15 protein-coding genes are annotated in these 13,038 nt (G+C 65.6%); 10 read left to right on the forward strand and 5 right to left on the reverse strand.

The features are described from left to right. Positions 1 to 98: 98 nt before the first annotated feature. Genes ACPEH2_RS15335 through ACPEH2_RS15345 form a run of 3 tightly spaced genes read right to left on the reverse strand, consistent with a single transcriptional unit; the run spans position 99 to position 2,888 of the window. A complete protein-coding gene (locus ACPEH2_RS15335) occupies positions 99 to 902 on the reverse strand; it encodes an AAA family ATPase (protein WP_359921437.1) in 804 nt (267 codons plus the stop codon). Next, on the reverse strand, positions 902 to 2,284 hold the full coding sequence (locus ACPEH2_RS15340; protein ID WP_423719060.1) for a Mu transposase C-terminal domain-containing protein: 1,383 nt from the start codon (positions 2,282 to 2,284) through the stop codon (positions 902 to 904). Before ACPEH2_RS15340 ends, ACPEH2_RS15335 begins: the two co-directional genes overlap by 1 nt. A 7-nt stretch (positions 2,285 to 2,291) precedes the next feature. Next, positions 2,292 to 2,888: a recombinase family protein gene (locus tag ACPEH2_RS15345; RefSeq protein WP_366214632.1), complete on the reverse strand. Its 597-nt coding sequence runs from the start codon at positions 2,886 to 2,888 to the stop codon at positions 2,292 to 2,294. A 246-nt stretch (positions 2,889 to 3,134) separates the two neighbouring features. Between ACPEH2_RS15345 and ACPEH2_RS15350 the strand changes: the two genes are divergently transcribed. The 6 genes from ACPEH2_RS15350 (at position 3,135) to ACPEH2_RS15375 (ending at position 6,920) form a co-directional block, all read left to right on the forward strand. Continuing rightward, the gene (locus ACPEH2_RS15350; RefSeq protein WP_366214631.1) at positions 3,135 to 3,785 is read left to right on the forward strand and encodes a hypothetical protein; all 651 of its coding nucleotides are present in this window, start codon (positions 3,135 to 3,137) and stop codon (positions 3,783 to 3,785) included. Then, positions 3,782 to 4,294, forward strand: coding sequence for an RNA polymerase sigma factor (locus ACPEH2_RS15355; protein ID WP_366214630.1), 513 nt, complete (start codon positions 3,782 to 3,784; stop codon positions 4,292 to 4,294). The genes ACPEH2_RS15350 and ACPEH2_RS15355 overlap by 4 nt, the downstream gene beginning before the upstream one ends. Before the next feature lie 355 nt (positions 4,295 to 4,649). After that, positions 4,650 to 5,264 (forward strand): recombinase family protein, encoded by a 615-nt coding sequence (locus tag ACPEH2_RS15360; protein ID WP_366214676.1) that lies wholly within the window; start codon positions 4,650 to 4,652, stop codon positions 5,262 to 5,264. After that, the gene (locus ACPEH2_RS15365) at positions 5,261 to 5,527 is read left to right on the forward strand and encodes a hypothetical protein (RefSeq protein WP_121061278.1); all 267 of its coding nucleotides are present in this window, start codon (positions 5,261 to 5,263) and stop codon (positions 5,525 to 5,527) included. The genes ACPEH2_RS15360 and ACPEH2_RS15365 overlap by 4 nt, the downstream gene beginning before the upstream one ends. A 278-nt stretch (positions 5,528 to 5,805) precedes the next feature. After that, positions 5,806 to 6,609 carry a hypothetical protein gene (locus tag ACPEH2_RS15370; protein WP_423719061.1) on the forward strand — a complete coding sequence of 268 codons (804 nt, stop codon included), beginning with the start codon at positions 5,806 to 5,808 and terminating at the stop codon, positions 6,607 to 6,609. Positions 6,610 to 6,650: 41 nt separating this feature from the next. Further along, the gene (locus tag ACPEH2_RS15375; protein WP_423719062.1) at positions 6,651 to 6,920 is read left to right on the forward strand and encodes a hypothetical protein; all 270 of its coding nucleotides are present in this window, start codon (positions 6,651 to 6,653) and stop codon (positions 6,918 to 6,920) included. A 744-nt stretch (positions 6,921 to 7,664) separates the two neighbouring features. Here the strand turns inward: ACPEH2_RS15375 and nrdH are convergent. Continuing rightward, positions 7,665 to 7,913 (reverse strand): glutaredoxin-like protein NrdH, encoded by a 249-nt coding sequence (nrdH, locus tag ACPEH2_RS15380; RefSeq protein WP_423719063.1) that lies wholly within the window; start codon positions 7,911 to 7,913, stop codon positions 7,665 to 7,667. Between the two features lie 251 nt (positions 7,914 to 8,164). Beyond that, the gene (locus tag ACPEH2_RS15385; protein ID WP_423719064.1) at positions 8,165 to 8,470 is read right to left on the reverse strand and encodes a hypothetical protein; all 306 of its coding nucleotides are present in this window, start codon (positions 8,468 to 8,470) and stop codon (positions 8,165 to 8,167) included. A 224-nt stretch (positions 8,471 to 8,694) separates the two neighbouring features. Here ACPEH2_RS15385 and ACPEH2_RS15390 point away from each other — a divergent pair, with 224 nt between their 5' ends. The 4 genes from ACPEH2_RS15390 (at position 8,695) to ACPEH2_RS15405 (ending at position 12,834) form a co-directional block, all read left to right on the forward strand. Continuing rightward, positions 8,695 to 9,090, forward strand: a complete 396-nt coding sequence (locus tag ACPEH2_RS15390; RefSeq protein WP_366214680.1) for a plasmid mobilization protein — start codon at positions 8,695 to 8,697, stop codon at positions 9,088 to 9,090. A 113-nt stretch (positions 9,091 to 9,203) separates the two neighbouring features. Next, positions 9,204 to 10,754 (forward strand): relaxase/mobilization nuclease domain-containing protein, encoded by a 1,551-nt coding sequence (locus tag ACPEH2_RS15395; RefSeq protein WP_423719065.1) that lies wholly within the window; start codon positions 9,204 to 9,206, stop codon positions 10,752 to 10,754. Continuing rightward, positions 10,744 to 11,574, forward strand: coding sequence for a hypothetical protein (locus tag ACPEH2_RS15400; RefSeq protein WP_359921030.1), 831 nt, complete (start codon positions 10,744 to 10,746; stop codon positions 11,572 to 11,574). The genes ACPEH2_RS15395 and ACPEH2_RS15400 overlap by 11 nt, the downstream gene beginning before the upstream one ends. A 111-nt stretch (positions 11,575 to 11,685) precedes the next feature. Then, positions 11,686 to 12,834: an ATP-binding protein gene (locus ACPEH2_RS15405; protein ID WP_359921031.1), complete on the forward strand. Its 1,149-nt coding sequence runs from the start codon at positions 11,686 to 11,688 to the stop codon at positions 12,832 to 12,834. The last annotated feature ends 204 nt before the right edge of the window (positions 12,835 to 13,038 follow it).

Genomic DNA, 13,038 nt, shown 5'->3' on the forward strand with positions numbered 1-13,038 from the left:
AAACGATCGTTTCTGGCGATTTCTCGCGACGCTCTCATAGGGCGCGCCTGTGACCGTTCTTCCAATGTGGCGGTGTTCTGTTCAGCGGGTTGGCGGCATTAGCCGGTGACGAGGACGCTGGCGGCGGCTTCGATCACGTCGTCGGTGATGGTTTCGAGTTGGTTGATGCGTAGGACTCGTTGGATTTGGGGGAAGAGGCGTTCGAGGAGGCGGAAATTGCCGCGGGTGATGCGTTCGATGGCGGCGATGGCTTGGGCGTCGGTGAAGTCGTCGGGATCGAGAGCTTTGCCGAACCGTTTCCAGTGGCGGTCGAGGACGAAGAGGAGTTCGTCGCGGCCGAGGGCGCGGTAGCGGTGGGCGAAGCCGAGGCGGCTGTAGAGCTGGGGGTAGTGGCGGAAGCGTTGGTCGATGCCGGGCATGCCGATGAGGATGACTGCGACGTGGGTGCGGTCGTGGTGGTCGCGGATGAGTTCGAGTCCGGTGGGGGTGAGTCGCTCGGCTTCGTCGATGATGAGCAGTTCGACCCAGCGTGTGACGTCCTTGCTGCTGTTATCGACTTTGCCAAGGCTGAGCTGGTGGTCGTCGATACAGACGCCGACGCGCACGCACCAGCGCTCGATCTGGTAGATGAGCTCGCGGGGCTTGTTGAGCACGTCGGGGGTGTAAAACACGGTACGAGATCGGTTGGCGTGTGCGCTGTGGCGGGCATCGTCGTCGGATCGCGGTGGTGGGTGTTCGAGGTACGGGCCGAGGGTGTCCCAGTGGGCGTATCGGCGGGCGGAGTTGGTCTTGCCGACTCCGGCGTCGCCGTGACAGATGCCGATGGTGTGCTCGGTACGGACGGCGTTGGCGAACTCCACGAAACGGCGGTGTTCTTTGGTGATGATGAAGGTGCTGGGCATCATTCCTCCTCGTAGGTGCGAAGTTGCCGACGTCGGTGGACTGCGGGGGATGCGTCGTTCGGGTCTGTGCGTATGGCGGTTGTCGGAATGCGGTCGTTGATGGCCTTGCGCAGTTGGTGGCGGCGGGCTCGGCGGGCGCGTTCAATGTCGTTGAGGCTGAGCCGATCGTTGGGGTGCGCCTCGTCTACGGCGATACAGACGAAGGTGTCGTGGTCGTAGACACGGATCTCGGATAGATCGCGAGGGTCATAGCGGATGGTGACGGTGTGTCCCACAAACGGAGCCAGAGTGGGCGCGAGGTAGCGCAGGCCTTGGAAGTGGATGCCGTCGCGTTGCACCGTTCGCAGTTTCGGGACGGTGAGGAGGAGCCCGTCGAGCTGGTCCAAACTTTCAGGCATTCGCGGCAGCCAGCCTTCGCTCACCCACGTGTCCCGTGGCGATGCGCCAACCTCTCGGTGAGTCCGATGGTTGTACGCGGTGATGAAGGAGCCGAGTGCGAGGTCAAGTTCCGGCAGGGTCAAGGTGGGTGCTGGCTGGCGTGCGCCGGAGGCGATGTGCCCGGGCAGGGCAGCGAGCAGTTCGGTGTTGACGGTTCTGAAGAACCGCTCGATCTTGCCGCGGCCTTGGGGGCGACCGACGGTCGAATGGATGATGCGGATTCGCAGGGCGATGGCGGTGTGTTCAAGGTGGCGGCTGGTGAAGTCGGAGCCGTGATCGACGTGCAGGATGTCGGGGATGCCGCACATGACCCATGTCGGGTCGGGTTTGCGCCAGATCGCTTGCCTCAGCGCGAGTGCCGTGTTCATCGCAGAGGGGGATCCGAGGAACACGGTGTAGCCACAGATGGCGCGGGAGTAGTCGTCGAGGATCACCGTTAGCCACGGCCGATCCGGCTTCGCGGGCTGCGCGCCAATGGTGAGAATGTCGAGCTGGGTGTGGTCGGCCTGCCAAATCGCGTTGGGTCGATCGGCTCGTCGACGCAGAACGAGTTCGTGCCGGTCCCGGTACGACGCCGGCCCTTCCAACGCCAGGGTGACCATCGCTGGGTCGAGTGCGGCGACGATTCTCCTGACGGTGGCGTAGGACGGTGCCGGCTGGTGCGTCCGGCCAGCCTCGGTCGCTACGAGTCGATGGAGGGTCGCGATTGATGGTCGAGGCCTGGTCAGAGCGAGTCGTTCAGTGAACGTGACGAGGGCAGCTGCGACGCGCCGGGTGGCGATTGCTGCGGGTGCGGGTGGGGTGGGGGTGCCGTCGCTCTTGTAGCGGTGATGCCAGCGTTCCAGGGTCCGCAGACCTATCCCCGTCTCGCGAGCGAGAGCGGCGAGCGGTATCCCGTCCTCGACGTGCAGCCGAAGAATTTGCCACCGCTCGCTCGCGTCCATCCGAGACCTACATCCTGGTGGACTCCACCGCGGTTACCGCGGCCTGGTGCCGATACAGCGTGGCTCGACTCCACCCCACCAAACGCGCCGCTTCAGCTGCGGTGCGGCCCTTTCGGCGCGCGTCCGCAACGATCGCGAGCTTTTCGCCTATGTCCTCGGGCTTCACGGGTGGGCGGCCGAACCGGGTGCCGTTGGAGCGGGCGGCGGCGATACCGGCATTGACGCGCTCAACGATCAGTTCCCGCTCGTATTCGGCCAGCGTGGCGAGCATGTTCAGCATGAGGCGGCCGGTCGAGGTGGACGGGTCGATCCCGTCCGACACCGATCGCACCTGCACACCCTTCTCTCTCAGAAGGGTGACGGTGTTGAGCACATCGATCAGGGAGCGTCCCAGCCGGTCCACCCGCCACACCACCACGGTGTCGCCGTCCTGGGCGTACTCGAGCAGGCGCTTCATGCCGGGCCGAGTGATTGCGCTCTTACTGCCTGAGGTCACGTCCGCGAACACGTCGCGAGGCTGCACCCCCGCAGCGACTAGCGCGTCCCGTTGTAGCTGCGCATCCTGCGTTGTCGTACTCACCCGCGTGTATCCCAGAAGCCTCACGCCGCCATTGTGACTCGCAAACCCCATCCAACGCTAGAGACGAGACAAAATACGGCGAGACACCATTGTGGGACAGCGCGATCCGCGTCACGACGTGCCTCCAGCATGCAATGGCGACGTTCCCTCGGGTGTCTCTTTTAGCTTCAGCTTTCCGAGACGAGCAAAATTGATGAGAATCACGTCGTCGGTGGAGGCTCTTGCGGACATGTGTGTAGGGAAGGACCTTTATAGACAGGAGCTCACAGAATGATTGACCAACCCAGCGAGCTGGGCAACGAAGAGAACGTCGATGTTCTCCTTCGCCTCGCATCTCCACCCACACCCCTCTCTGACGACGTTGACGATGCGACCCTCCGGCTGATGGTGCGCTCAGCCACCCGCCCGCCGAAGGCTGACACACGTCGTTCTGTGCCGAGACTTGCCGTGCTGGGGGCGGTTGCCGCGATCGTCTTGGGCGGGGCAGGCACGGCCGCCGCCGCGACGTTCACAAACTGGTTCTCGGCGTTCGAGAAACCTGACACGGTTTCTCGGTTCACACTGCCCAGCGGCCTGTCATGCGAATTCCGCACCATCGTTCGGCCCGGCACTGGCACGGCTGCTGAGGAAGAGGCTGTTGCCGCGTTCCTGAAAGATACCGATGTGCTGGCGCTCGCTGACGTGGATGCGGAGCTCGCTCGCATGAAAGCGCGCGACGTCGTGACGCAGGGTCCTGACGGAGATGTGGTTACTCCAGCGACGCAGCTGTACTCGCAAGACCAGTTGTACTACGACGCTGTCTGGGGTGCGATTACCAACGTGATCTGGGACCACCTCGAAGACACCGGAGTGGTCGACCCCGTCGCAGGCAGCAACCTCTCATTCGCCGCTCAATCTGACTGCGGGGACAAAATCAGGTGACCGCCCGGCCAAATCGCTCAAACCGCGTCATCACCCTGCTCGAGAACAATGCGCGCAGCCTCTTGAGATACCTGGAACGTCGGGTCGGTGCCGATGACGCGCAAGACGCTCTCTCGGAAACCATGACCACAGTGTGGCGTCGAGCCTCCTCGATACCGGACGACGATGACGGAGCACGTCTATGGATGTTCGGAGTCGCCCGCAACGTCGTTCTCAACACCACGCGCGGGCAACGACGACGGACCCTCCTGACCGAGCGGCTGCGTCACGTCGTCTACTCAGCCCCCGAAGTCGACCCCGTGTCCGAAGACGTCCTCGACGTCCGCGCAGCGCTCTCCAAACTCAGCCCCGACTTAGCCGAGATCGTTCGACTGGTGCACTGGGACGGGTTCAGCATTTCCGAGACAGCCCAAATCATGGGGCTCCCCGATTCAACCGCTCGCAGCCGTTACGGACGAGCGAAAAGACACCTCGCGGACGCCTTGGCGACCCACCACGCCACCACATAGACCGCGACAACCCGCCCCTCCGTAGTTAGGAGTGCCACATGCATCTCATCCATCCCGCGGCGATTACCTTGCCGAGCACCGTGCAGATCGCGATCCCTGTCCCCGCAGAACCATGCTTGCCGACAAACAATGGCACGACCCAAATGACTTCCCCTACCCGGCAGGCATCTGAGTGAGCAATCACTAACAACCCGCCAGACAACCCCGTCACTTGCACTGCGCAGAACGCCGCCACACCGGATGAAAGATCACAACCGAAAACCCCCACCGAAACCCAAACGCACCGAAACCTGTGCGCTACCGTTTTCGGTGAGCCCCGTCGACGAGCGACGGCGGATACCGGGGGGAGTGGCGTGTGAACATCGTCGGCTATGCCCGAGTCTCGACGAGGGATCAGAACCCCGCCGCCCAGGAGGCCGAGCTGCGTGCAGCCGGCGCCGGTCGAGTATTCGTCGACCACGGGGAATCGAGCCGAGTGAGCGATCGCCCGCAGTGGATCGCTTGCCTCGACTATCTCCGACCGGGGGACACCCTTGTCGTTCGCGCTCTCGACCGTGTCGCCGGCAGCGAGGTCATGGCGATCGAGCTCATCCGGGATCTCGCCCGCCGCGGCATCCGCCTGCGCAGCCTTACCGAGCCATTCCTCGACGTCGACACGTCGACGCCGATGGGGGAGGCGATCGTGGGCATCATGGCCGTTCTCGCGCAGTTGCGGGTTTCGACGATCCGAGACAACACTCGCCGCGGCCTCGAGCACGCGCGCAGCCAAGGGCGGGTCGGAGGCCGGCCCTCGGTCATGACTGACGAGCGCACCGCGGCCGCGGTGCAGATGCGCGACAACGGTGACAGCGTCGCGAAGATTGGGCGCACGCTAGGCGTCGGCGCATCTAGCGTCGCTCGCGCTCTCGACCGGTACTACCGCGAACAGCTTCAACAGACGACGACGAAAGAGAGTGAGACCACACGATGAACCGTGACGCAGCAGACCAGGTGGTCCAATCCACAGGCGTCCTCGCCATGGCCTACTACCCGGAGATCCATGCGGACGATGCGGACTACTCGATCGGTGACGACGTCGACTTCGTGCTGTCCGATGCCGGCGAGCTCGAGCCCGCCGACATTGCGGCGCTGCGCGACCTGGTCGCGCGGACGATCATCGACCCGACGAATCACCGCGAAGCACTGATCGAGTACGTGTTCGGGCTGGTGCCTGACGGGGGAGAGAACTCCTGAGCTCCGACGACGCTTCCGAGGACGCCGCCGCACGTAAGCGTGCCCAGGACCGGCGTTGGCGCGAGGCGAACAAGGAGCACGTTGCCGCGCTGCGAAGAGCCTGGCGCGCCAACAACCTCGAGCGACACCGCGAACTTAATCGCCTCTCGGAACGCCGGCGGTGGGCTCGCAAGCGAGCGGCTGAGGCGCGGCGGGAGAAAGGCCGACGCTGGTATGCCGAGCATCGAGAGCAGGAGCGGGCGCGTCAGCGCAAGTTCCGGCAGGAGCATCCCGAGAAGGTGCGCGAGTATCAGGCGCGCTACAAGGAACGGCATCCCGAGCGTGCGGCCGAGGGCGCTCGGCGCCGCTCCCAGGCGCACCGTGACCGATACCCGGAGCAGACTCGCGAACGAGAGCGCGCCGATGCTGCGCGCCGTCGCGAAGCGGACCCTGACCAGTTCAGGCGCTGGTACCAGCAGAACCTCGAGCGCGAACGAAAGCGAGGCCGCGAAGCGGCGCAGCTGCGCCGCCGGCTGACCAAGCTCGGACTCCCGCCGCGGAAGATCCATAAGACCTACGCGGCGGACCGTCGCAAGAACGAGGCCGCCGCTGATGCGTTCTTTTCACGTCACTGGCGGATCAACGATCAGATTCGGATTCGGGCTGAGTCTTTCGAGGCTCTACCTGGACACCGCGCGGCCGTCGAGTTCCGCGCCCGGTATCTGGCAGCCGGCGCTATCGAGAAGGCCGACGCACGGGACCGTGAGGCGCGCGCTCGCGCAATCGTCGATGCCGCCCGGCGAAGGCTTCCCGCTAAACAGCTCGAGCAGATCACCGAGGACGTCCGCATGGACTCGGTCGCGCGTCAGCTGCGCGGTGCCGCTGCCTTCGACGTCGACGCGGAGGTGCAGCGACGAGTACACGACCTCGTGGTCGAACGGGCGTTGCGTACGCCGATCGACGCACACGAGCGCGACGAGATGCACCGGCTCATCCGAGCCAGCTTTCCCACCCACGCGCAGCGCCGGACACAACCGCCTTCAACCCAGGAGCGCCCGCAACGACTACGCGCGGGACCGCAGGACCACGGGTACGAGCGCTAGCCGGCTCCGAGCGTTTCCCGGTGCGTCGATATGCTGTCGGCGTGACCGACGATCGAGTGAACCTCCGCACACGGCGCGAGATTTTGGCGGGCTACATCGCTGTGCTCGACCGCCCGCAGAAGCTCATAGAACTCTGCTCAGTCGCTTCAGATGATCCGACTGAACTTCAGCTGGCTGTGGCGAGGGCGTTTGATTTCAGCCCGCTGGTGGCTGAGGCCGTTCTGTCTATGCAGGTTCGACGCTTCACGCCGGCCGAACGGCGGAGGATTCTGGACGAGCTTGCCGGCGTTGACGCCCAGCTTGGGCAGTAGCGAACACCGCGAAGGACGACGTCAGCTGGATAGGTGGCCCTCCGTTCGACCGTTCAAATGTCCCCCAGAAGGCCTACAGAGAAACCTTTGTGTGACGCCTAGGGTGAGGGCAAATCACATGGAATAGGACGGGAGTCCAATGCCCAAAACAAAGCGCGCCGGCTTCGGGGCGGTGCTCGCGGCTGTCTCACTAGCGGTGGGTGGCATCGCGATTGGTGCACCTGCGACGGCCTCGACCAACGCCGAGGTGACAGGTGATGTCGCGGCCCGTGCAGTGCTTAGCGCTTCAGGTACCCAGACCTGTCCGGCAGGGCGCCACGTCTACGTCAGAGCGACCCTCAGCTCTCCGGGCACCCTGACGTACTACACGTCTCGGGGCCGAATTCACCAGGCCTATGCCAGCTTCCACTATTGGACGTACCCGGGCGACGGTGGTCAGACCCTCAACTGGCGAATCACGTCAGACGTGAACATCGAAGAGGTGGCGGACGGATGCACCACCAATTGACCGTTTGAGCAATGAGGGGGACCGATCACTGGGCCGGTCTCTTTCGTTGTTGCGCTCAGTGGCCCAGACCTCGACGCTTTCTCGCACGTATCGGATGAGCCCGCGGCCCACGTCGTAAAAGTCCGGCCCCGAGCCCGTGGTGCGCATCGTCCGAAGTTCGGATATGTCGACTCGCAGCGCCTCTGCGGCCTCCGCAGGCGTCAGCAACAGCGGACCGTCGGCGACCGTTCTCGCGCTCATCGTGCAGCTCGCTTCTTCGCGACGTCGTCGATCTTGTCGGGCCGGAATCCCGACCACGACTGATCGCCTGTTTCCACGACGGGCGCCTGCAGATACCCGGTTGCCTTCAGCCTCGCGAGCGCTTCGGGATCGGTCGACAGGTCGATGACCTCGAACTCGATCCCGGCGGCTTCGAGTGCTCGGATCGTGGCCGTGCACTGCACGCACCCCTCGTTCGAGTACACGGTGAGCGGTTCATTGTTCATCGCAGTTCTCCTTTTCACACCTCATTGCCTTTCGGCGAAAGTCGAAACACTGCGGTGGGGGAGTGCAGGCAAGGGTCCGTGGAATACCGGACTGAGCGCAGCGAGGGAGGATATGCCGCGAAAGCCCTTGCCGGAGCGAGGACAGCGCGTACGATCCAACGGCCGAAAGGCAACGAAGTTGCCCCATGCAAACGGTCTCCGTCGCGCAGAGCGCGGAGGGGACCGTTTGGAGGTACTGCGGCCGAAGGCTGCTACTCAGAAGAACCGAAGTCAGCGGTGGCGGTGCGCCGCTTTGCGCGAGGTTTACGCGTCGGCTGACCGGGTGCGCGCGCACCCGTGGCGCGCAGATCCTTCTCGCTCCATCCGGCGGCGAGAGCCGCTTTCCAAGCCCGGTCGTGGGCGGCCGTCGCGTCGTTCAGGCGCGCCTCCGCAGCATCTGCTTCGTTCACCGCGGCGGCCAGCTCGCGCACGGCGTCAACCTTTGCGTTGACGTCTGCTTCGATCAGCTCGCGTGCGCGTTGGGCGGCTCTATCTGGGTTCAAGTTCGCGTCGCTCATGCGACCGACTCTATCGAGCGGATCAAGAGCCGATCCAGGGACAGTCTGCCCTCTAGCCGGATCACCGGCGCTCCACTATGTTCTGCGCGGGGCGGAGCCGCTGGCAGAGCAAGCTATAAAGTTAGGTAACCTAACTCTGGACTCCCGGCGGCGCGGTCGGCATACTGGTCGTATGGTCCCCGCTATTTGGCGGGTTCGCTGCGCTGGGCTGGGAGGACGTGATCATGCCGGAGCAGAACGAGCGGAAGCTGTTCGGCCGGCAGCGTCGTGCGAACTCCGCGACGCCGCGTGACGCGGGTCGCTACGTGGTCAAGACCAACGCCGACGAGGACGCGAAGTTGCGCGCTCGCGCCGTTGTCGCCGGCGTCACCGTGCCGCGTTTCCTGGTCGAGGCGGGCATGAACGCGAACGTTCAGACCAGCACCGACCAGAAGCAGCTCATCGCGGAATTGTTCGCGTTGTCGCGGACGATGGGATCCGTCGCGAACAACGTGAACCAGCTCGCCCGGTACGCCAACACCGAGGGTCGGTTTCCTGCCGAGGCGGAGAGTGTCGTGGCGGAGTACCGGGTGCTGAGCGCCCGGATCGACGACACCATTCGGAAGCTCGCGGGCGCATGATTCCGAACATCACTCGCGGATCCCGCATCGTCGGTCTGATGACCTACCTTGCGGGTGAGGGGCGCGCTAACGAGCACACGGAGCAGCATCTTGTCGCGGGCGATCATGCGATCATGGCGCGCCACGGATACGCCGTTCTCGACGCCGCGGCGGCGCGCGAGATCGGTGTCGCTCTCGACACACCGCGCGTCGCTTACGGCGCCGAAGTGACGCGTCAGGTGCGCGTCGCTGACCCGGAGACGGGCGAGCTGCACAGCGAGCGCGTGGCCGCAGATGTGTGGCACTGCTCACTGTCGCTGCGCGCCGACGAAGGTCAGCTCAGCGACGAGCAGTGGGGCACGATCGCCCAGCAGTTCGTGGACCGCATGGGCTTCACGGAGGCATCCGGGAAGGCTCCGTGCCGGTGGGTTGCGGTTCGTCACGGCCTCTCCAAGAACGGCAACGACCACGTTCACATCGCCGTTTCACTTGTGCGTGAGGACGGCACGAAAGCGACGACGCACAACGACTACAAGCGCGCTCAGGAGTTGTGTCGGACGCTCGAGGTCGAGCACGGTCTGATGCCCGTCGACTCCCGCGAGCGGGGCATGGGAGAGCGTGGCGTGAAGCCCGCCGAAACCGCGCGGGCGGCACGCACCGGTGCGGTCGAAGTCGACGCGCACCGGCTCGAGCGGACCGTCAGGGCCGCAGCGACGGCATCCGTCAACGAAGGCGAGTTCGTGCGTCGAATGCGACGTGCCGGTGTCCTCATCCGTCCGCGGTTCGCAGCCGGCCGCGACGACGTCGTTGCCGGCTACTCCGTCGCTCTGCGCCCCACGGGTGATGAGCGACCTGTTTGGTTCGGTGGTGGGCGACTTGCCCGGGACCTCACCCTCCCGCGCCTGCGCGAGGGCTGGCCGGACAGCCCACAGACGGCGCAGGGTGCGGTCGACGAGTGGCGTGCCACGAGCAAGAACCCGTGGCAGTACCGTCCGGTCGCTCCTGGCCGCGAAGAGCACGCTCCCGACCCGAAGCTGTGGGAACAGTACGGCCGGGAGTTGCGCGAGCTCAGGGCGCAGCTGCGAGAGGTACCGGCGACGGACCGCGCCACGTGGGCGCACGTCGCGCGAGAGACCGCCGGCGCATTCGCCGCGTGGTCGCAGCGCGTCGAGGCAACACCAGGGCCGCTCGCGGAGACCGCCCGAGAGTTGTCGCGCAGCGCCCACATCCGCGCCCACCAGTCCAAGCCCAAGCCCATCCGTATGGGCTCAGCGTCGGGCGCCGCAATGGTGCTGATGCAAGCCGCGGTCGGCGGTGGAGGCCCCGCCGCCGAAGCGATCTTGTTCCGTCAACTCGGCCGTCTGTCGGTCGCGCTGATCGACGCGCACAAGGCGGCGGGGGATGCCCGCCGCGCAGAGCAGATGAGCGAATCGCTGCGACGCACCCTCGAGGCGATCGGTGAGCGGATGCCCGCCGACGCACGCACAGCCGCGGCGCCTGCGGCCACGGCGACGCTCGCCCCAGAGGAAGAAGCGGTGCGTCGCGCTCAGCGCGGACTCGCCGCGCCCGGTACCCGTTCACCGCTGCCGAACACACTCACCCCCCGGCCCCGAACCACGTCCGACACGTCCCGTCAGCAGGGCGGCCACAACGGAAGAGAAGGAGACCAGGATCATGGTCGATGACACAGACGGCGTAGGCGAGACGTTCGACAACTCTCTGCGGATCGCGCTCACGGTCGCCTCGCAGTTCGGAGAGCGGTTCGCGCGCCTGCGCGAGGAATGGAACCGGCAGCGGGAGGCCGCAGCCACCCAGGAAGCTCGGGAGCTGCAGAGCCGGCTCGACGCCGAGCGCGCAGCCGTCCGCGGACAGCTCGCCGTCGTGGACCAGCCGTCCTGGTGGGATCGTGCGGACGTTCACGACATTGCCGACGCCCGAGAAGCGGCCGTTGCGTGGCGCGATCACGACGACGTCGCGGCGCGCGCGAACGAGACCATCCGCCGCGAAGTGCAGGACCGGCACGGCATCGACATCGACGCCGCCGGCGCCGACCCCGCCGCGGTGGCCGACGCTCTCCGCTGCGCCGAGGCCGTCCGCGCGCAGGCGCGCGAGGAGCAGATTCGGTCCGGTGAAGAGCTCACCGCCAGCCAGATCCTTGTCTCATCCGCCGAAGCGCGCGACCGCGACGCGGACGCCGCCGCCGAACGCGCCTACGAAACCGACGACCTGACCGCCGCAACCGAGTCGGCCAGCCAAGACCGGGAGGCCGCAGCCGAACGAGGGCAGGCCGTCGGTTTCTACGACAGCGCGGAGCGCCGTGCAGAGTTCGCGCGATCGCTCGAGGGAACTGCGTCAGCCGAGGATGTACGCGGACGGGTGCTTGCGGACACCGGGAACGCGCGAAGCCCGCGCGAAGCCGTTGCCAGCGGGTCCCCGTCGACCGCAGCGGCTCGGACAGGCCGCGTGTCGGCGCGGCAGCGAGACCGCGGTGGGCTTGGTCGGTAGAAGGGGCCGGATGGGGCGGCTGCTTTGCCACCGCGGCCTTCTGATCTCAGAGCGTGCGTGGCGCAGCGTTATACTTTAGTGGGTTATATAAGTCCGAGCCACGGAGCCACCATGCAGCCGAGCCCATATACACCGGGGGTTGTCGCGAAGGCCGTGCCCGGACGGACCGCGCAACTTGCGTTCTATGAAGAACGCGCGCAACTCATTGCGAACCTCGGGCAATTCGTCGGGAGCGTCCGCGTCGATTACGCGGCTCGGGGCGTGGGCAAAACGTCCCTGTTGAGAGAAGCTGAGCGGCTTTTTGAACGGTACGACATCAGCACCGTCTGGGTGACCGCTGTTGAGGGCGAGAGCCTCGCCGCTTCCATCCTCGATGAGCTACGAAAACTGCTGCCGAAGACCAAGCGTCTCGCCGAGCTCACCGACCTCGTCGATAGCGCCACGGTCACCATCGGCGGGGGACCGGTCCAGGCGGGAGTCACGATCAAACCCGGACAGCGTGGCGCATCCGCGGCGGGGAAGGTCTTCATGAACGTCGTCTCCGACGTTACGGACGCGATGCGGGACGCGGGAGAGGCAGGCCTGGTGATCCTCGTTGACGAGATCCAGGCGGCTGACAAACAGAGCCTCCGAACGATCTCCGTCGCCTGGCAAGAACTCGCGAGCGCGAAGAGCCCCCCAGCTGCCGGGCTGTTCACCGTGGGGCTTCCGGGTAGTCAGGATCACATCACGAACGCTGTGACCTTCAGCGAACGATTCGACTTCGTCGAGCTCTCCGGGATCGATGCAGGGGGGGCCGCAACGGCGCTTCATCGGCCAGCGGCGGACATGGGAGTTGTGTGGGACCAGCCGGCGATTGCCGCTGGTGTTGCTGCGGCCCAGGGGTATCCCTACAAGGTGCAGCTGGTGGGGGAGGGAGCGTGGGTTGCCGCGGGTCGTCCAGACCCCGGGCAGCGGATCACGATTGAACACCTCGACGAAGGCATGAGCTACGTCAACGAGAAGATGCGATCGCTCTTCGCCGCCCGATGGCGCAACTCGTCGAAGGGACAGCGGGAACTGCTTAGTGCCATCGCGTCTCTGGGAGGTGTCGACGTGAAACGGGAGGACGTCGCGGCGCGAATGGGAAAGACCACGCAGGCGATTTCCGTGCCACGGGACCGCCTTCTGAGCAAGGGCATCATCGATGCAAGCAGACGCGGCCGGCTCTCGTTTACCGTCCCGGGCTTCACGGAGTACATCCTCGAGCAACTGGACTAGTCCTGGTCTCACCGACGGACTGGTCCGCGCACCGCTCTCGAGTCGCGCCGGCCGTCGTCGTCGCGAGATCGCATGGGTGAAGGTACCGCGCGCGACAACGCTCTGCCAAGGTGTCGGCGGCGGGTGAATCCTGGTCACTTTCGGCGCTCGAAAAGTGAACGGTTGCGGGCAGTCTAGCCAGGGGTCTCGTCGGTGGTGGTGCGA

The sequence above is a fragment of the Microbacterium sp. NPDC064942 genome, assembly GCF_049545525.1.
Classification (GTDB): Bacteria; Actinomycetota; Actinomycetes; order Actinomycetales; family Microbacteriaceae; genus Microbacterium; species Microbacterium gawkjiense.

Excerpts from the sequence above, each read along its gene's own strand:
- ACPEH2_RS15335 (WP_359921437.1), bottom strand. The coding sequence starts at position 902 with ATGCCCAGCACCTTCATCATCACCAAAGAACACCGCCGTTTCGTGGAG.
- ACPEH2_RS15340 (WP_423719060.1), bottom strand. The coding sequence starts at position 2,284 with ATGGACGCGAGCGAGCGGTGGCAAATTCTTCGGCTGCACGTCGAGGAC.
- ACPEH2_RS15350 (WP_366214631.1), top strand. The coding sequence starts at position 3,135 with ATGATTGACCAACCCAGCGAGCTGGGCAACGAAGAGAACGTCGATGTT.
- ACPEH2_RS15365 (WP_121061278.1), top strand. The coding sequence starts at position 5,261 with ATGAACCGTGACGCAGCAGACCAGGTGGTCCAATCCACAGGCGTCCTC.
- nrdH (WP_423719063.1), bottom strand. The coding sequence starts at position 7,913 with ATGAACAATGAACCGCTCACCGTGTACTCGAACGAGGGGTGCGTGCAG.
- ACPEH2_RS15385 (WP_423719064.1), bottom strand. The coding sequence starts at position 8,470 with ATGAGCGACGCGAACTTGAACCCAGATAGAGCCGCCCAACGCGCACGC.
- ACPEH2_RS15390 (WP_366214680.1), top strand. The coding sequence starts at position 8,695 with ATGCCGGAGCAGAACGAGCGGAAGCTGTTCGGCCGGCAGCGTCGTGCG.
- ACPEH2_RS15395 (WP_423719065.1), top strand. The coding sequence starts at position 9,204 with ATGGCGCGCCACGGATACGCCGTTCTCGACGCCGCGGCGGCGCGCGAG.
- ACPEH2_RS15400 (WP_359921030.1), top strand. The coding sequence starts at position 10,744 with ATGGTCGATGACACAGACGGCGTAGGCGAGACGTTCGACAACTCTCTG.
- ACPEH2_RS15405 (WP_359921031.1), top strand. The coding sequence starts at position 11,686 with ATGCAGCCGAGCCCATATACACCGGGGGTTGTCGCGAAGGCCGTGCCC.